Below are 16802 nucleotides of genomic sequence, written 5' to 3'. Positions count from 1 at the left end.
GATGGCCGCCTACGTGTGTCCCGTCTGCGACTACGTCTACGACGAGGTGAAAGGTGCTGCGCGGGAGGGGTTCCCGGCGGGAACGGTTTGGGGCGACGTGCCTGACGACTGGTGCTGCCCCGACTGTGGTGTACGCGAGAAGATCGACTTCGAGAGGAAGACGTCGTGAAGGGGAAGCTGCCATGAAGCTGTACCGCTGCGTCCAGTGCGGATTCGAGTACGACGAGGAACTGGGCTGGCCCGAGGACGGCATCGCGCCCGGCACCCGGTGGGAGGACATTCCCGACGACTGGAGCTGCCCCGACTGTGGCGCGGCCAAGGCCGACTTCTACATGGAGGAGGTCGCCCGGCCGTGAGTGTCCCGGCGTCGGTGCGGAACACCCGGCCGGGGGCCGGATCCGCCCGGATCCGGCCGAGGTGGCTGTGGCGCCCGTCACGGCCGGGTGCGCCTCGTTGACGCGCCACCGGCCGAATGTCACCCTCGCCACCATGGCGCCGTCGTCCCGAATCCCGTACCAGCAGGCCACCCGCACCCTCCTGCGGGAATCGGTGCTCGGGTCGATGCGGGAGCTGCTCACCGCGAAGGACTGGCCGGAGATCACCATGACCGACGTCGCCGCGGCGGCGGGGGTGAGCCGGCAGACGCTCTACAACGAGTTCAAGTCCCGTCAGGGCCTCGCCGCGGCCTATGCACTCGCGCTGGCCGACACCTTCGTCGGCGCCGTCGACGACGCCGTGTACTCGAACGTCGGCCGGCCCCGTGAGGCACTGATCATGGGCTTCACGAACTTCTTCCGGCAGTCCGCAGCCGACCCGCTGGTGCGGTCACTGCTCACCGGAGAGGCCAAGCCGGACCTGCTCCGCCTGATCACCACCGACAGCGCGCCGTTGATCGATCGCGCCGCCACACGGCTCGCGGAGACCTTCCGGCGCAGCTGGGTGCAGGCGTCGGAGGCGGACGCGGCGATCCTCGGGCGGGGGATCGCGCGGCTGGCGATCAGCTACATCTCGATGCCACCGGAATCGGACCGCGACGTCGCCGACGAGCTGGCCCGGGTGTTCACGCCGTTCGTCGAGGCGATCATGCCTGCCTCGCAGTACCAGTAGTCCGGCACCTACCGATAGCCTCTATCGGAGATATTGCCAACCAGGAGAGGCAGATGACGACCAGCGTGTCTGAGAACAAGCTCGTGGCGGACAGCCGCAACGGTATCGACTTCAAGGTGGCGGACCTCTCGCTCGCCGAGTTCGGCCGCAAGGAGATCCGCCTCGCGGAGCACGAGATGCCGGGCCTGATGGCGCTGCGCCGCGAGTACGCCGAGGTTCTCCCGCTCAAGGGCGCCCGGATCTCCGGGTCGCTGCACATGACCATCCAGACCGCCGTCCTGATCGAGACCCTCACCGCGCTCGGCGCCGAGGTGCGCTGGGCGTCGTGCAACATCTTCTCCACCCAGGACCACGCGGCCGCGGCGATCGTCGTCGGCCCGCACGGCACGCCGGAGGAGCCCAAGGGCACCCCGGTCTTCGCGTGGAAGGGCGAGACCCTCGAGGAGTACTGGTGGGCGGCCGAGCAGATGCTCACGTGGCCGGGCGAGCCCGCGAACATGATCCTCGACGACGGCGGCGACGCCACCATGCTCGTGCTCAAGGGTGCGCAGTTCGAGAAGGCAGGCGTCGTCCCGCCGACCGACGACGAGCACGACTCCGACGAGTACAAGGTGTTCCTCGCGCTGCTGCGCAAGTCCCTCGAGGCCGACAAGTCCAAGTGGACCGCGATCGCGGAGTCCGTGAAGGGCGTCACCGAGGAGACCACCACCGGCGTGCTGCGCCTGTACCAGGTCGCCGCGGCCGGTGAGCTGTCGTTCCCCGCCATCAACGTCAACGACTCGGTCACCAAGAGCAAGTTCGACAACAAGTACGGCACCCGGCACTCGCTGCTCGACGGCATCAACCGCGGTACCGACGTGCTGATCGGCGGCAAGAAGGCGCTGATCTGCGGCTACGGTGACGTCGGTAAGGGCTGTGCCGAGTCGCTCGCCGGTCAGGGTGCGCGCGTGCAGGTCACGGAGATCGACCCGATCAACGCCCTGCAGGCGTTGATGGACGGCTTCGACGTCGTCACCGTCGAGGAGGCGATCGGCAACGCCGACATCGTCATCACCTCGACGGGCAACAAGGACATCATCCTGCTCGACCACATGAAGGCGATGAAGGACCAGGCGATCCTGGGCAACATCGGTCACTTCGACAACGAGATCGACATGGCCGGCCTGGAGCGTTCGGGCGCGACGCGGCTGAACATCAAGCCGCAGGTCGACCAGTGGACCTTCGAGTCCGGCAAGTCGATCATCGTGCTGTCCGAGGGTCGGCTGCTGAACCTCGGCAACGCCACCGGCCACCCGTCGTTCGTGATGAGCAACAGCTTCTCGAACCAGGTCATCGCCCAGATCGAGCTGTGGACCAAGCCGGACGAGTACGACAACGAGGTGTACCGCCTGCCCAAGCACCTCGACGAGAAGGTCGCGCGGATCCACGTCGAGGCGCTCGGCGGCTCGATCACCAAGCTGACCAAGGATCAGGCCGAGTACATCGGCGTCGACGTCGAGGGCCCGTACAAGCCCGAGCACTACCGGTACTAGCGGCTCCGCCGCCTGTACCGAGGGGCGGTTCCGCTGCGCTTCGCGCCTGCGCGGAGGGGCGGCTCCGCTGCGCTTCGCGCCTGCGCGGAGGGGCGGCTCCGCTGCGCTTCGCGCCTGGCGCCCGGTGAGTGAGTTTCACCCCGACCGGGACGGGTCCCCTCCGGGGGAGAAATTCACTCACCGGCGCGGCAGCGCATATTGTGGCGATCGTGGGAATCCTGATCGCTTTGGAAGGGCTCGACGGTGCCGGGAAGCGGACGCTGTCGAATGCCCTCGTTGCCGCGTGGCGAGCGGACGGTTGCACGGTCGCCACGCTGGCCTTTCCTCGCTACGGCGTCTCCGCCTGCGCCGACCTCGGCGCCGAGGCTCTGCACGGCGGCCACGGGGACACCGCCGAGAGCGTCAACGCGATGGCGTTGCTGTGGGCGCTCGACCGCCGCGAGGCCGCCGACGAACTGCGGGAACTGATCGCCACCCACGACATCGTGCTGCTCGACCGCTACGTCGCGTCGAACGCTGCCTACACGGCGGCCCGCAAACACCAGGGCGCCGACGGTCCCGAGGTCGCCTGGATCGAGGAACTCGAGTTCGGTCGCTTCGGGCTACCCCGGCCGGACCGGCAGGTGCTGCTGAGGGTTCCCGTCGAGCTGGCCGCCCAGCGTGCGAAGGATCGCGCCGGAGTCGAGGCGGACCGGAAGCGTGACGCCTACGAGCGCGACGGGGGGCTGCAGGCCCGCACGGGGGAGGTGTACGACGGGCTCGCCGCGCGCGGTTGGATCGCGCCGTGGACGGTCGTCGGCCCCGACGTCGATCCCACACAACTCGCCGCCGATGTCACTAATCAGTGTCACGCGGCGTCCGGAGTGACACGATAGAGACATGAAGCCACGCATTCTGGTTGTCGACGACGACACGGCGCTCGCCGAGATGCTCACCATCGTGCTGCGGGGGGAGGGATTCGAGCCCTTCGTGGTGGGTGACGGAACCCAGGCGCTGACCGCGGTGCGGGAGATCCGTCCGGACCTGGTGTTGCTCGACCTGATGCTGCCCGGGATGAACGGCATCGACGTCTGCCGGGTGCTGCGCGCCGACTCCGGGGTGCCGATCGTGATGTTGACCGCGAAGACCGACACCGTCGACGTGGTGCTCGGACTCGAGTCCGGTGCCGACGACTACGTGATGAAGCCCTTCAAACCGAAGGAACTCGTCGCGCGGGTGCGCGCCCGCCTGCGCCGCACCGAGGAGGAGCCGGCGGAACTGCTGTCGATCGCCGACATCGACATCGACGTTCCCGCGCACAAGGTGACCCGGGACGGGCAGCTGATCGCACTGACCCCGCTCGAGTTCGACCTGCTGGTGGCCCTGGCCCGCAAGCCGCGGCAGGTGTTCACCCGTGAGGTGCTGCTCGAACAGGTGTGGGGCTACCGGCATGCGGCCGACACCCGCCTGGTCAACGTGCACGTGCAGCGACTGCGCGCGAAGGTGGAGCGAGACCCGGAGAATCCGCAGGTGGTACTCACGGTCAGGGGGGTCGGCTACAAGGCCGGACCGCCGTGATCCGTTCCACCCGTATGCGCCGGCGGATCAACGGAACCTTCACACCGCTGCTCCGCCGGTTCCGAAATCTGAGTCGATCTCTCGCGCACCTGTGGCGTCGTTCGCTGCAGCTGCGAGTCGTCGTCTCCACGCTGACCCTGTCGCTGGTCGTCATCACCATCCTCGGTGTCGTCCTGACGAGTCAGATCACCGATCGTCTGCTGGAGGCGAAGATCTCCGCGGCCACCGAGGAGATGGACCGTGCCCGTGGCACGGTGCAGAGTTACCTCGCCGGCACGGACGAGACGACGGCGGTGGGCACCCGGTTGGAGGGTGCGCGCGCGTCGCTGACGAACCGCAACGTGGACGCCGGTCCGGCGTCGGGTGCGGCGGGTACGTTCGACCCGGTGCTGATCGCCAACACCGAGCCGGTGGCCGCGGAACCCACGGCGGGACCGTTCGACCAGATCCCGCGCAACCTGCGCGAGTTCGTGCACAACGGGCAGATCAGCTACCAGTTCTCGACGGTGAACGATCCCGACGGCTACTCCGGGCCCGCTCTCATCGTCGGCAGCCCGGTGGTCACCGACATCCCCGACCTCGAGCTGTACCTGGTGTTCCCCCTGGCCGGCGAGGACCGCAGCCTGTCGCTGATGCGCAGCACCCTGCTGATCGGCGGCGCGGTGCGGTTGGTGTTGCTGGCCGCGATCTCGTTGATCGTCGCGCGGCAGGTGGTGCTCCCGATCCGGTCCGCGTCCCGGATCGCCGAACGGTTCGCGGAGGGCAAGCTGCGCGAACGCATGCCCGTGCGAGGCGAGGACGACATGGCCCGGCTCGCGATGTCGTTCAACGACATGGCCGAATCGCTGTCGAAGCAGATCGCCCAGCTCGAGGAGTTCGGCAACCTGCAGAAGCGGTTCACCTCCGACGTCAGCCACGAGCTGCGCACCCCGCTGACCACCGTCCGGATGGCGGCCGACCTGATCCACGACGGCAGCGCCGACCTCGACCCCGCGCTGCGGCGGTCGTCGGAACTGCTGGTTGCGGAGCTCGACCGGTTCGAGTCGCTGCTGAACGACCTCCTGGAGATCAGCCGGCACGACGCCGGCGTCGCCGAGCTCGCCGCCGAGAGGCTGGACCTGCGGATGAGTGCCCGCGCGGCGGTGTCCACGATCCGGCACCTCGCCCGGGAAACCGGCACCGAACTGATCCTCGACCTGCCGGAGGAACCGGTGTTCGCGACCGTCGACCCGCGGCGGGTCGAGCGGATCCTGCGTAACCTGCTCGCGAACGCGATCGACCACGGCGAGGGCAAACCGGTGCTGCTGCGGTTGCGCGCCGACGACGATGCGGCCGCCTTCATCGTGCGCGACCAGGGCATCGGCCTGCATCCGGGGGAGGAGAAGCTGGTGTTCAACCGGTTCTGGCGATCCGATCCGTCGCGGGTGCGCCGGTCCGGCGGCACCGGTCTGGGGCTGGCGATCAGCGTCGAGGATGCCCGACTGCACGACGGCAGGCTCGAAGCCTGGGGTGAGCCGGGCGTCGGAGCCTGCTTCCGGTTGACCTTGCCGCTGGTGCGGGGGCACAAGGTGACCAGCAGTCCGCTGCCGCTGCGCCCGCCGACGATCAAGCGCGTCCAGGGCCGGGCCCCCGGCGAGCACCCGGAGCCGCCCGTCGCCGACGGAGCGAAGAGCGAGCCGCTCGATCCCGACGAGACGAGCAGCATTCCGGTTCTGCGGGAGCGACGGACATGAGGCGGCGGTACGGAGTGTGTGCAGCGGCGGGAGCGGTCGCCGTACTGCTCGGCGGCTGCGCCAGCCTGCCGGATTCGTCCACTCCGCAGGCGATCGGCACGATCGCACAGGAACCGGCGAACCCGACGGTGCCCGCACCGATCCCCGGGCGAGATCCGAACCTGCTGCTGCGGGACTTCTTCGCGGCCAGCACCGATCCGACCGACGAGCACGCCGCGGCACGGCAGTTCATGACCGCCGGCGCCGCCGCAGCGTGGGACGACACCGCCAGTACGTCGATCGTCGACAAGGTCGACGTGCTCGAGGAATCGCGGTCCGGCGACAAGGCCAACTACACGATCCGGGCGAACCGGGTCGGGCAACTCGACCCGGAGGGCGTCTATCAGGCGGTGGACGGGACGTACGAGGCCACGATCCGGCTGGTCCTGGACGCCGGTGAATGGCGGATCAACGAACTGCCCCCGGGTGTCACCCTCGACCGCCCGCAGTTCCTCAAGACCTATCAGCGCAAGTCGCTGTACTTCCTGGACCCGACCGGGTCGACCGCCGTCCCGGACCTTCGGTGGATCACGTCGACTCCGCAGGACCTGGCCGACACCCTGATCGAAATGCTGATCGCCGGGCCGAAGCCCACGCTGAAGGGAGCGGTGTCGAACCAGCTCGACGAGGTTCGGCTGAAGGAACCGGTCACGAAGGCGGACGGGCGCAGCGCGGGCGTCGGTGTCGGGTTCGGTGGCCTGCGGATCGAGTTCGAGGGCACCGACGCGCTGGACGTGGTCAGTCGGGACCGGATGGCCGCCCAGGTGGTGTGGACGCTGGCGAACGCCGAGATCCCGGGACCGTACGTTCTGATGGGCGACGGGAAGCCACTCGACGACCGACTGCCGAACGGGTGGACGACGGCGGACGTGTCCTCGACGAATCCGGCCGCTTCGGCTGCGGACACGGTCGGGCTGCACGCCCTGCGCGACGGTTCGCTGGTCCGGGTCTCCGACTCGGGCGTCGAATCCATCCCGGGCTACTTCGGGACCAGTCCGGGCCTGCGGTCGATCGCGGTGTCCCGGGACGGCGACTCCGCGGCCGCGGTCGCCGCTCCCCTGCGCCCGGCGCCGGACCAGCTCTCGGCACTGATGATCGGACCGATCGACGGGCTCGCCACCTCCGTCCTCGAAGGTGCGACCCTCACGCGGCCGACGTGGGCGTTCGAGGACTCGGCGGTGTGGACGGTCGTGGACGGGTCGAAGGTGGTGCGTGTGTCGCGTGCGCCGTCGGGGGAGATGTCCGCGCAGCCGGTGGACACCGCCGACATCGCCGCTCTCGGCACCACGATCACCGAGTTGCGGCTCTCCCGGGACGGGGTCCGGGCCGCGGCGATCATCGACGGCAAGGTGTTCATGCTGACGGTCGTGCCCAGGGAGGACGGCAGCTACCGCCTGTCCTCGGGGGTGCCGATCGCGGTCGGGCTCGGGAGCCCGGCGGTGGCGCTGGACTGGTCCAGCAGTGACGCGGTCGTGGTGGCACGGGCGGCGTCGGACATCCCGGTCGTCACCGTCGCTGTCGACGGCTCCCGGATGGACGCGCTGCCGAGCCGCAACCTCACCCCGCCGGTGACGGCGGTGGACGCGAGTCCGACGACGACGTTCGTCGCGGACACGCGGGCGGTCTTCCAGCTGAACAGCACCGACCCGACCGGCGACCGCTACTGGCGCGAGGTGCCCGGCCTGACCGGGGTGAAGGCCGTCCCGGTGCTGCCCGGCTGACCGGAGGCCGTCCGCCGGGCAGCGACGGCGCCGCGTGTCGGTGGTCCCGCGCACACTGCCGGTATGCGTGCGTTGCTGGATCTGGTCCTGCCCCGCGAATGCGGCGGCTGCGGTGCGGCAGGCACCCTGTGGTGTCCGCGATGTTCGACGCTGCTGTCGGGTGAGCCGGTTGCGGTGACGCCCCGGGTGGATCCGGGGGTTCCGGTGTGGGCGCTCGGGTCGCACAGCGGGCCCCGCCGGGCAGCGGTGATCGCCGCGAAGGAACGCGGCCGCCGCGACCTCGCGCGGCCACTCGGTGCGGGACTGGCGGCCGCGGTCCGGCGCCTGCGTGCGTGCGGCGAGATCGACCCTCCCGAATTGGCGAGTCTGGTGCTGGTTCCGGCGCCGAGTCGGCCGCGTGCGGCGCGTGCTCGCGGTGGTGATCCTGTGCACGCGGCGGCACGGGCGGCGGCCGCCGCCCTGGCGCCCGAAGCGGTGCGTGTCGATCGGTCCCTGAAATTCTCTGCGGGAGTCAGGGATTCGGTGGGTCTGTCGGCGCGGGAGCGGGTGGAGAACCTCGCAGGGCGCATCCGCGTGGCCCCGACACCGGCGATCGGGAGGTCTGATTGCGTGCTGCTGATCGACGACGTCCTCACCACCGGAGCGACCGCGGCCGAGTCGGTTCGCGCGCTGACGGCAGGGGGCGTGCGGGTCGATGCGGCCCTTGTGATCACCGCCGCATGACGCGTTCGGCGCCAATGCTGGCACTCGGGTCGAACTCGTACTACCGTCGCCAACACAGCCGACGAAACGGGTGGGAGGTGATAGTTCCAGACCCTGACGCCGGGCGGTCCCCTTCCCGGCGTAGCTCATCCGCCGCAGGTCAATTTCTTGGCTCGGCCGTATTCGGGAGGTACGCGTGACGACCCCTTCGACAGCATCTGTCTTCGTTCAGGACGCTGCAGAATCCACCGGGCAATCCGAAGCCCCACGCTCCGAGATCGTGGTCAAGGGCCGCAATGTCGAGGTCCCGGACCATTTCCGGGTCTACGTATCCGAGAAGCTCGCTCGCCTCGAGCGCTTCGATCCGACGATCTACCACTTCGACGTCGAACTCCAACACGAACGCAATCGCCGGCAGGCCAAGAACTGCCAGCGGGTGGAAATCACGGCGCGCGGCAAGGGCCCCGTCGTTCGAGCGGAAGCCGCCGCCGACAGTTTCTACGCCGCCTTCGAGAGCGTGACCTCCAAGCTGGAGGCCAGGTTGCGTCGCACAAAGGATCGTCGTCGCGTCCATTACGGCGACAAGACGCCGGTGTCGGTCGCAGAGGCGACAGCGACGCTGGCCGAGGACGACTCCCTCGGGATCTCGCCCGATCTGTCCCTCGAGCCCGAGCAGCCGGAGGGTCCGGGACAGATAGTCCGCACGAAGGTGCACTCCGCGGCGCCGATGACCGTCGACGACGCCCTGTACGAGATGGAACTGGTCGGACACGACTTCTTCCTGTTCCACGACAAGGAGACGGACCGACCGTCCGTCGTCTACCGGCGACACGCCTTCGACTACGGACTGATCCGGCTCGCCTGAATCGGCGCACTCGGCAACATTCGGGCAACAAAATGGCCCGGGAGATGCCGGGGAAGCCTGAGTAACAGACAAGAATGAGCGGTCGATCGACTCGATCAGCCGCCACAGCGCCTACCATGGGATCCGGTCGAGGGGTTCACTCCACTCGACCGGATCCTGCTGTGACGGCAGGATCGCCACCTGCCCGCCGAGACCCTAGGACGTTCAAGCCCGTGCCCTCGCTGTCACTGTCCAAGCTGCTCCGTGTTGGTGAAGGTCGCATGGTCAAGCGGCTCAAGCACATCGCCGAGCACGTCGATACCCTCTCGCCCGACTTCGAGGCCCTGTCCGACCAGCAGTTGCGGGACAAGACCGCCGAGTTCAGGGACCGGTACGCGAAGGGGGAGTCGCTCGACGACCTGCTGCCGGAGGCGTTCGCGACCGCTCGGGAGGCGTCCTCGCGGGTGCTCGGCCAGAAGCACTACATCGTGCAGATCATGGGCGGTGCGGCCCTGCACTTCGGCAACGTGGCGGAGATGAAGACCGGTGAGGGCAAGACCCTGACCTGCGTGCTCCCCGCCTACCTCAACGCCATCGCGGGCAACGGCGTGCACGTCGTCACCGTCAACGACTACCTGGCCAAGCGTGACTCCGAGTGGATGGGCCGTGTGCACCGCTCCCTCGGTCTCGAGACCAACGTGATCCTGTCCGGGATGACCCCGGCGCAGCGACGTGACGCCTATGCCGCGGACATCACCTACGGCACCAACAACGAGTTCGGGTTCGACTACCTGCGTGACAACATGACGCACACCCTCGACGACCTGGTGCAGCGCGGGCACAGCTTCGCCATCGTCGACGAGGTCGACTCGATCCTCATCGACGAGGCGCGGACCCCGCTGATCATCTCGGGCCCGGCGGACGCCTCCAGCAAGTGGTACGGCGAGTTCGCGCGCATCGTGCCGCTGCTCAAGCGGGACGTCCACTACGAGGTCGACATCAAGAAGCGGACCGTCGGCGTGCACGAGGCGGGCGTCGAGTTCGTCGAGGACCAGCTGGGCATCGACAACCTCTACGAGGCCGCCAACTCGCCGCTGGTCAGCTACCTGAACAACGCGATCAAGGCCAAGGAGCTCTACCAGCGGGACAAGGACTACATCGTCCGCGACGGCGAGGTCATCATCGTCGACGAGTTCACCGGTCGCATCCTGGTCGGCCGGCGCTACAACGAGGGCATGCATCAGGCGATCGAGGCTAAGGAGAAGGTCGAGATCAAGGCCGAGAACCAGACCCTCGCCACGATCACGCTGCAGAACTACTTCCGGCTCTACGACAAGCTGTCCGGCATGACCGGTACCGCCGAGACGGAGGCGGCCGAGCTGCACCAGACCTACGAGCTCGGCGTCATCCCGATCCCGACGAACAAGCCGATGATCCGCGTCGATCAGGGCGACCTGATCTACAAGACGGAGGAGGCGAAGTTCGACGCCGTCGTCGACGACGTCGCCGAGCGGCACGCCAATGGGCAGCCGGTGCTGATCGGCACCACCAGCGTCGAGCGCTCCGAGTACCTGTCGAAGCAGTTCACCAAGCGCGGGATCGCGCACAACGTGCTCAACGCGAAGTTCCACGAGAAGGAAGCACAGATCGTCGCGGAGGCCGGCCGGACCGGTGCGGTCACCGTCGCCACCAACATGGCGGGCCGTGGCACCGACGTCGTCCTCGGTGGCAACCCGGACATCATCGCCGACGTGCTGCTGCGCAAGCAGGGCCTGGACCCGGTCGAGACGCCGGACGAGTACGAGGCGGCCTGGGACGACGCGCTCGCGCAGGTGCAGGCACAGGTCAAGGCGGACGCAGACCAGGTTCGGGAGGCCGGCGGACTGTACGTGCTCGGCACCGAGCGGCACGAGTCGCGCCGCATCGACAACCAGTTGCGCGGTCGCTCCGGCCGTCAGGGCGATCCGGGTGAATCGCGTTTCTACCTCTCGCTCGGTGACGAGTTGATGCGCCGGTTCAACGGTGCGGCGCTCGAGTCGATCATGACCCGGCTCAACCTGCCGGACGACGTGCCGATCGAGGCGAAGATGGTCTCGAAGGCGATCAAGAGCGCGCAGACGCAGGTTGAGCAGCAGAACTTCGAGATCCGCAAGAACGTCCTCAAGTACGACGAGGTGATGAACCAGCAGCGCACGGTCATCTACGACGAGCGTCGCCGGATCCTCGCGGGCGAGGACATGGAGGGCCAGGTCGAAAAGATGATCACCGACGTGGTCACCGCCTACGTGGACGGCGCCACCTCCGAGGGCTACGTCGAGGACTGGGATCTCGACCAGCTGTGGACCGCACTGAAGACGCTGTACCCGGTCGGCATCGATCACCATGCGCTCACCGGCGAGACCGAGGACGGCGAGCGGGGCGACCTGTCCCGCGACGAGCTGCGTGACGCGCTGCTCGCCGACGTCCGTTCCGCCTACGCACAGCGGGAGCAGCAGATCGACGCGATCGCCGGCGAGAACGGCATGCGTGAACTCGAGCGCCGGGTGCTGCTGTCCGTCCTCGACCGCAAGTGGCGTGAACACCTCTACGAGATGGACTACCTCAAGGAGGGCATCGGCCTGCGGGCGATGGCGCAGCGTGACCCGCTCGTCGAGTACCAGCGGGAGGGCTACGACATGTTCACCGCGATGCTCGAGGGTCTGAAGGAGGAGTCGGTCGGCTTCCTGTTCAACCTGCAGGTCGAGGCCGCTCCGGCGCCGCAGCAGTCGGGGTGGACCACCGCTGCCGCCGCCGCGCGCAGCGAGGTCGCCGCGGCGCAGACCGCGACCGCGACCGCACCGGCCGAGCAGACCGCGCGGGCCGAGCAGGCGGCGCCTCAGCCTGCCGCGCCCGCCGCGCTGCGGGCGAAGGGTCTCGACGAGCAGAACGAGAGCCCGCTGACCTTCTCGGGCCCGGCCGAGGACGGCACCGCGGCGGTGCGGACCAGTGGCGGCTCCGCCGCGTCCACCGTCGGCCCCACCCGACGGGAACGCAGGCAGGCCGAGCGGGACGGCAAGAAGTCGCGGCCGAAGAAGAATCGCTGACCAAACCTCGGCCCGACGTCACGCCCGGTGCCGTCGGGCCGGTGTCAGCCCACCTGTAGTGCTGTGAACACCCAGCCGCCCCCGGCTTCCTCGGAATGCCGGCGGGCGGCTGGTGTGCGTTCGAGGCGACCCGCGATCGCGAAGGTGCGTTCGCCGCGGGCGTAGCTGCCGAACACCTCGGCACGGTCGGGTCCACCGGGGTGCAGGTGCACCCGTCTCAGTCGGGCCGCGCCCAGCCGGCGCCCCGGTGCGCCGGCACGGGTCAGTGCGGTCACGAGGTCGAACGGTGTGGATGCCAGGAGTGGTCGCAGTGCCGACGCTTGGCGGCGGTGGTCGAGTACCTCGAGGATCATCCGCAGGGTGACCTCGGCGAATCGTCGGCACTCGAGGTCCGGGCGGTCCGCCCCGGTCGCGGCCGGGCGGTCCGGGCCGACGCAGGCACCGGCGGGATCGCCGGTGGTGCGGTGCCCCGTGCGGGCAGTGTGCGGGACGCGACGAGGTGCGTGCAGGTCCGGTCGTCGCGCGCACTGCGCCTGCGGTCGGGTTGCCGGTTCGGGCGCGGTCGGCGGTTCCGCGTGGGGTGCGGCGGTGACATAGGTCCTCATGCGTGCTCTCCTCTTCGCGCCTGATCCGATGTGCCGGGGCGCGCTCGACGGGTGCGCCACAGGCGCGGGAGTGGGTCGAGCCCGGGGAGAGTCCGGGCGGGGAGAGAATCGCACGAATCGTCCTCGACCGCACGGTTTCCGCGGAACGAGGGGGCGGTGGTGCCTGGGATCGGGAGACACGCCCTAGGGTTGGCCCAATGAGGGGTCTGGTACTCGACTTCGGAGGCGTCCTCGACGGCGCACAGCCCGACCCGGACCCGCTGCGCGGGCTGGTCGACGAGCTCCGTGCGCGGGGGGTGCGGACCGTGCTGCTCAGCAACGACCCGGGTGGTCCGGGTGGCGCGGCGCTCCGGAATCTCGGCGGCGGGCGGTTCGTCGACGAGGTCGTCCTGTCCGGTGACGTCGGCCTGGCCAAACCCGATCCCCGGATCTACCGGCACGCGGCCCGACTGCTCGACATCGAGCCCGGGCAGTGTGTGTTCGTCGACGACCTGACGGTCAACGTTCGCGGTGCGGTCGCGGCGGGCATGGTCGGAGTCCATCATGTGGACGTGGACGTCACGGTGGCGGAACTGCGGATACTGTTCGACCCTGACACCGGCGTGCCGGGCGACAGCGCGAACTCCGGTACGGGGGACACATGAACACGGGGGTGGCATGGACAGCAGGCTGAGCACGCAGGACGCGTCCTTCTACTTCTTGGAGGCGAGCAGCACTCCGATGCATCTCGGATCGTTGGCGATCCTGCGCGCACCGGAGGGCGGCCTGGACTACGAGGACCTGCTCACGCACGTCGAGAAGCGGTTGCCCCTGGTCCCGCGCTATCGGCAACGGGTGCGCGAGGTGGTGTTCGGGTTGGCGCGGCCGGTGTGGGTCGACGACCGCGACTTCGACATCACCTACCACGTGCGGCGTTCGGCACTGCCCAAGCCGGGCTCCGACGAACAGTTGCACGACCTGGTCGCGCGCCTGACGTCGCGGCCACTGGACCGCAGCCGGCCGCTGTGGGAGATGTACCTGGTGGAAGGACTGGCGGAGGACCGCATCGCGATCTTCACCAAGTCGCACTCGGCGCTGGTCGACGGTGTCGACGCGCTCGAGATCGGCCAGGTGATCTTCGACCGGTGCGACCAACCGCGGGAGGTGCCGGAGGAACTGTGGATGCCCGGGCGCGAACCCCGGGAGGCCGAGTTGGTGCTCGGTGCGCTCGCGGAGATGATCGCGCGGCCGGCCGAGGGGGCGGCGACGGTGAAGGCGCTCGTCGGGGACGTGGTCGGGACCGCGACCAGCGCGGTCGGGAACGTCGCTGCGTTGTTGCGGACCGCGGCGACCGCCGCACCGGCGTCACCGTTGAACGCGACGATCTCGCGTAATCGCCGATTCGCCACCGCGAAGACCTCGCTCGAGGAGTACCGGACCGTGCGCCGCCGGTTCGGGTGCACGGTGAACGACGTGATTCTGGCGGTGCTGACCGGGGCGTTGCGGAACTGGCTGCTCTCGCGCGGTGAGCCGGTCACCGCGTTCTCCACGGTACGAGCGATGGTGCCGATCGCGATCGACGTGTCGTCGCCCGACAGCGCCGTCGGAGCGCCGATCACCGACACCGAGCGTGGAGCGCCGACCACCGACGTCGAGGGCGGGGCGGAGCGGCTCGCGGGCGACGAGCCGCGCGGTGACGAGCGCCGCGCCTCGTCGTTGCTGATCGACCTGCCGGTGGGGGAGCCGAATCCCGTTGTGCGACTGTCGCACATCGCGCACGCAACGGAGGCGCACACCCGTCAGAACCGGACGGTGGCGGCGCAGACGCTGGTGCGGGTGTCCGGGACCGCGCCGGCGACACTGCACGCGATGGGACTGCGAATGGCGAGTGGGCTGTCGCAGCGGATGTTCAACGTGATGATCACCAACGCGCCCGGGCCGCAGTCGACGCTGTGCCTCGGCGGCGCCGAGTTGCTCGAGACCTATCCGGTGTCGCCGCTGATCCGAAACCAGGCGGTGAGCATCGGCCTGACGTCGTACGACGGGCACGTCTACTACGGTTTGAACGGTGACCGGGATGCGATGTCCGATGTCGACGTGCTGACCGGGTTGCTGTACGAAGCGCTCGACGAGTTGCTTGAAGCCTGCCGGTGAAGGGGAATGCATGAGGGTTTACGTGCCCGCCACGATCGCGATGCTGCAGCGGCTGGTCGCCGAGGAGGAGCTGAACCCGATCAGCCGGACGGCGTTCGCGGTGACGCCGACACTGCGCGAGGCATACGCCGCCGGGGACGACGACGAGCTTGCCGAGGTCGCGATGAACGAGGCCGCACGGGCGTCGCTGCGGTTGATCGCGACGGAGGCCGGCGACGTGGAGGCCGGTGAGGCGGGTTCCGCCGAGCCGGGGGCGGTAGTGTACCGGCGGGCCGTGATCGCGGCCGATGTGGACGAGGTGACGCTGCGACCGGACCTCGACGACGCCGTGGTGCGGCTCGCGGCACCGCTGCCGCTGTCGGCGGTGGCATCGGTGCACGTGGACCTGTCGGAGGCCGAGCAGGCGATCGAGCGGGCCGCGTCGGTCGTGGACGCGGCGGACCTCGGCGACGCGGATGCCGAGTTCGTCCTCGGTGACGCGGAGGACCACGATCTGGCCTGGTATGCCACCCAGGAACTGCCCTTCCTGCTCGAACTGCTCTGACAGAGCCGCGGACTGCGTGACAGGCCGCGCCACCTGCGGGTAACCTACGGACCCGTAACCTATCCGAGTGGACGGAAGTTTGATGGGCTTGAGGAAGTGGCTCGAGGCGCCGGCGGCAGATGTGTCGGCACCGCGACGGCCGAGTGTGAACATGCTGCGCGGGGCGGTGACCCGAGTCACGACCCCGCTGTTGCCGGACGACTTCCTGCATCTGGCGAATCCGTTGTGGTCGGCGCGCGAACTCCGCGGCAAGATCGTCGAGGTTCGCAAGGAGACGTGCGACTCGGCGACCCTCGTCATCAGGCCGGGCTGGGGATTCGACTTCGACTACCAGCCCGGCCAGTACATCGGCATCGGCCTTCTCGTCGACGGCCGCTTCCACTGGCGCTCGTACTCGCTCACGTCGCCGCCGAGCCGGGACCGGAAGCTGATCACGATCGCGGTCAAGGCGATGCCCGAGGGCCGGCTGTCAAGCCATCTGATCAACGGCGTGCCTGCGGGCACCGTGGTGCGCCTGGCCGCGCCGCAGGGCAACTTCTCGCTGCCGGAACCGCCGCCGGAGAAGATCCTCTTCATCACCGCGGGCAGCGGCGTCACGCCGGTGATGGCGATGCTGCGGTCGATGGTGCGCCGGGGCACGGTGCCGGACGTGGTGCACGTGCACTCCGCGCCGACGGAACAGGATGTGATGTTCGGCGAGGAGTTGGCGGCGTTGCACGACTCGCACCCGACCTTCGTCTCGCACGTCCAGCACACCCGCACCGGCGGCCGGTTCAAGCTGGCCGACCTCGACGAGATGTACCCGGACTGGCGGGAGCGGCAGACCTGGGCGTGCGGTCCGGTGAAGATGCTCGACGAGGTCGAGAAGGTGTGGGCCGAGGCCGGGATCGCGGACCGGCTGCACACCGAGCGGTTCACGATCTCGCGTGCCGACATGTCAGGCCAGGGCGGCACTGTGACCTTCGCCAAGTCGGAGCGCTCCGCCGAGGTCGACGGCGCCACGACCGTGCTGGAGGCCGGAGAGAACCTTGGTGTGCAGATGCCGTTCGGCTGCCGGATGGGAATCTGCCAGACGTGTGTTGCCCCGCTGCTGTCCGGGCATGTGCGGGATCTGCGGTCCGGTCGGGAGCACGGCGAGGGTGAACGGGTGCAGACCTGTATCTCGGTCGCTGCCGGCGACTGCACCATCGACCTGTAGCGCC

Annotated in this window: 16 protein-coding genes; 15 read left to right on the top strand and 1 reads right to left on the bottom strand. The window is 69.0% G+C overall.

From position 1 onward, the window contains the following. The first annotated feature begins 1 nt into the window (after position 1). From ACWEPG_RS26690 to secA, 11 genes are all read left to right on the top strand, one after another. A complete protein-coding gene (locus ACWEPG_RS26690) occupies positions 2 to 169 on the top strand; it encodes a rubredoxin (protein ID WP_450115733.1) in 168 nt (55 codons plus the stop codon). 13 nt (positions 170 to 182) lie between these two features. Further along, positions 183 to 356: a rubredoxin gene (locus tag ACWEPG_RS26685; protein WP_387474511.1), complete on the top strand. Its 174-nt coding sequence runs from the start codon at positions 183 to 185 to the stop codon at positions 354 to 356. A gap of 133 nt (positions 357 to 489) precedes the next feature. After that, positions 490 to 1107, top strand: coding sequence for a TetR family transcriptional regulator (locus ACWEPG_RS26680; protein WP_450115732.1), 618 nt, complete (start codon positions 490 to 492; stop codon positions 1105 to 1107). Positions 1108 to 1160: 53 nt separating this feature from the next. After that, entirely contained in the window at positions 1161 to 2639 is a 1479-nt protein-coding gene (ahcY, locus tag ACWEPG_RS26675) for an adenosylhomocysteinase (protein ID WP_450115731.1), read from the top strand. A gap of 209 nt (positions 2640 to 2848) precedes the next feature. Further along, the gene (locus ACWEPG_RS26670) at positions 2849 to 3514 is read left to right on the top strand and encodes a dTMP kinase (protein WP_450115730.1); all 666 of its coding nucleotides are present in this window, start codon (positions 2849 to 2851) and stop codon (positions 3512 to 3514) included. Between the two features lie 4 nt (positions 3515 to 3518). Further along, positions 3519 to 4196, top strand: coding sequence for an MtrAB system response regulator MtrA (gene mtrA, locus ACWEPG_RS26665; RefSeq protein WP_450115729.1), 678 nt, complete (start codon positions 3519 to 3521; stop codon positions 4194 to 4196). 14 nt (positions 4197 to 4210) lie between these two features. Then, positions 4211 to 5929 (top strand): MtrAB system histidine kinase MtrB, encoded by a 1719-nt coding sequence (mtrB, locus tag ACWEPG_RS26660; protein WP_452595748.1) that lies wholly within the window; start codon positions 4211 to 4213, stop codon positions 5927 to 5929. Beyond that, positions 5926 to 7689, top strand: coding sequence for an MtrAB system accessory lipoprotein LpqB (lpqB, locus tag ACWEPG_RS26655; RefSeq protein WP_450115728.1), 1764 nt, complete (start codon positions 5926 to 5928; stop codon positions 7687 to 7689). Before mtrB ends, lpqB begins: the two co-directional genes overlap by 4 nt. 63 nt (positions 7690 to 7752) lie before the next feature. Continuing rightward, positions 7753 to 8412 (top strand): ComF family protein, encoded by a 660-nt coding sequence (locus ACWEPG_RS26650; RefSeq protein WP_450115727.1) that lies wholly within the window; start codon positions 7753 to 7755, stop codon positions 8410 to 8412. A 175-nt stretch (positions 8413 to 8587) separates the two neighbouring features. Next, positions 8588 to 9256, top strand: a complete 669-nt coding sequence (gene hpf / locus ACWEPG_RS26645) for a ribosome hibernation-promoting factor, HPF/YfiA family (protein WP_450115726.1) — start codon at positions 8588 to 8590, stop codon at positions 9254 to 9256. 260 nt (positions 9257 to 9516) lie between these two features. After that, positions 9517 to 12318, top strand: coding sequence for a preprotein translocase subunit SecA (gene secA, locus ACWEPG_RS26640; protein WP_452595747.1), 2802 nt, complete (start codon positions 9517 to 9519; stop codon positions 12316 to 12318). A 44-nt stretch (positions 12319 to 12362) separates the two neighbouring features. On the opposite strand, the gene ACWEPG_RS26635 is transcribed toward secA, so the two are convergent. Further along, positions 12363 to 12923, bottom strand: a complete 561-nt coding sequence (locus ACWEPG_RS26635; protein ID WP_450115725.1) for an Rv3235 family protein — start codon at positions 12921 to 12923, stop codon at positions 12363 to 12365. A gap of 197 nt (positions 12924 to 13120) precedes the next feature. Between ACWEPG_RS26635 and ACWEPG_RS26630 the strand changes: the two genes are divergently transcribed. From ACWEPG_RS26630 to ACWEPG_RS26615, 4 genes are all read left to right on the top strand, one after another. Continuing rightward, positions 13121 to 13567 (top strand): HAD family hydrolase, encoded by a 447-nt coding sequence (locus ACWEPG_RS26630; protein WP_450115724.1) that lies wholly within the window; start codon positions 13121 to 13123, stop codon positions 13565 to 13567. A gap of 13 nt (positions 13568 to 13580) precedes the next feature. Continuing rightward, complete coding sequence (locus ACWEPG_RS26625; RefSeq protein ID WP_450115723.1) at positions 13581 to 15056, top strand: WS/DGAT/MGAT family O-acyltransferase; 1476 nt, start codon at positions 13581 to 13583, stop codon at positions 15054 to 15056. 10 nt (positions 15057 to 15066) lie between these two features. Next, positions 15067 to 15600 carry a DUF6912 family protein gene (locus ACWEPG_RS26620; RefSeq protein WP_450115722.1) on the top strand — a complete coding sequence of 178 codons (534 nt, stop codon included), beginning with the start codon at positions 15067 to 15069 and terminating at the stop codon, positions 15598 to 15600. Between the two features lie 82 nt (positions 15601 to 15682). Next, complete coding sequence (locus tag ACWEPG_RS26615; protein ID WP_452595740.1) at positions 15683 to 16798, top strand: ferredoxin reductase; 1116 nt, start codon at positions 15683 to 15685, stop codon at positions 16796 to 16798. Positions 16799 to 16802 lie beyond the last annotated feature (4 nt).

Source organism: Rhodococcus sp. NPDC004095 (assembly GCF_053604015.1).
This window is presented reverse-complemented; position numbering and strand designations above follow the sequence as displayed.

What these genes read in the sequence shown, in the direction of transcription:
- ACWEPG_RS26690 (WP_450115733.1), top strand. Translation starts at nt 2, where the DNA reads ATGGCCGCCTACGTGTGTCCCGTCTGCGACTACGTCTACGACGAGGTG.
- ACWEPG_RS26685 (WP_387474511.1), top strand. Translation starts at nt 183, where the DNA reads ATGAAGCTGTACCGCTGCGTCCAGTGCGGATTCGAGTACGACGAGGAA.
- ACWEPG_RS26680 (WP_450115732.1), top strand. Translation starts at nt 490, where the DNA reads ATGGCGCCGTCGTCCCGAATCCCGTACCAGCAGGCCACCCGCACCCTC.
- ahcY (WP_450115731.1), top strand. Translation starts at nt 1,161, where the DNA reads ATGACGACCAGCGTGTCTGAGAACAAGCTCGTGGCGGACAGCCGCAAC.
- mtrA (WP_450115729.1), top strand. Translation starts at nt 3,519, where the DNA reads ATGAAGCCACGCATTCTGGTTGTCGACGACGACACGGCGCTCGCCGAG.
- mtrB (WP_452595748.1), top strand. Translation starts at nt 4,211, where the DNA reads ATGCGCCGGCGGATCAACGGAACCTTCACACCGCTGCTCCGCCGGTTC.
- lpqB (WP_450115728.1), top strand. Translation starts at nt 5,926, where the DNA reads ATGAGGCGGCGGTACGGAGTGTGTGCAGCGGCGGGAGCGGTCGCCGTA.
- ACWEPG_RS26650 (WP_450115727.1), top strand. Translation starts at nt 7,753, where the DNA reads ATGCGTGCGTTGCTGGATCTGGTCCTGCCCCGCGAATGCGGCGGCTGC.
- secA (WP_452595747.1), top strand. Translation starts at nt 9,517, where the DNA reads ATGGTCAAGCGGCTCAAGCACATCGCCGAGCACGTCGATACCCTCTCG.
- ACWEPG_RS26635 (WP_450115725.1), bottom strand. Translation starts at nt 12,923, where the DNA reads ATGAGGACCTATGTCACCGCCGCACCCCACGCGGAACCGCCGACCGCG.
- ACWEPG_RS26630 (WP_450115724.1), top strand. Translation starts at nt 13,121, where the DNA reads ATGAGGGGTCTGGTACTCGACTTCGGAGGCGTCCTCGACGGCGCACAG.
- ACWEPG_RS26625 (WP_450115723.1), top strand. Translation starts at nt 13,581, where the DNA reads ATGGACAGCAGGCTGAGCACGCAGGACGCGTCCTTCTACTTCTTGGAG.
- ACWEPG_RS26620 (WP_450115722.1), top strand. Translation starts at nt 15,067, where the DNA reads ATGAGGGTTTACGTGCCCGCCACGATCGCGATGCTGCAGCGGCTGGTC.
- ACWEPG_RS26615 (WP_452595740.1), top strand. Translation starts at nt 15,683, where the DNA reads ATGGGCTTGAGGAAGTGGCTCGAGGCGCCGGCGGCAGATGTGTCGGCA.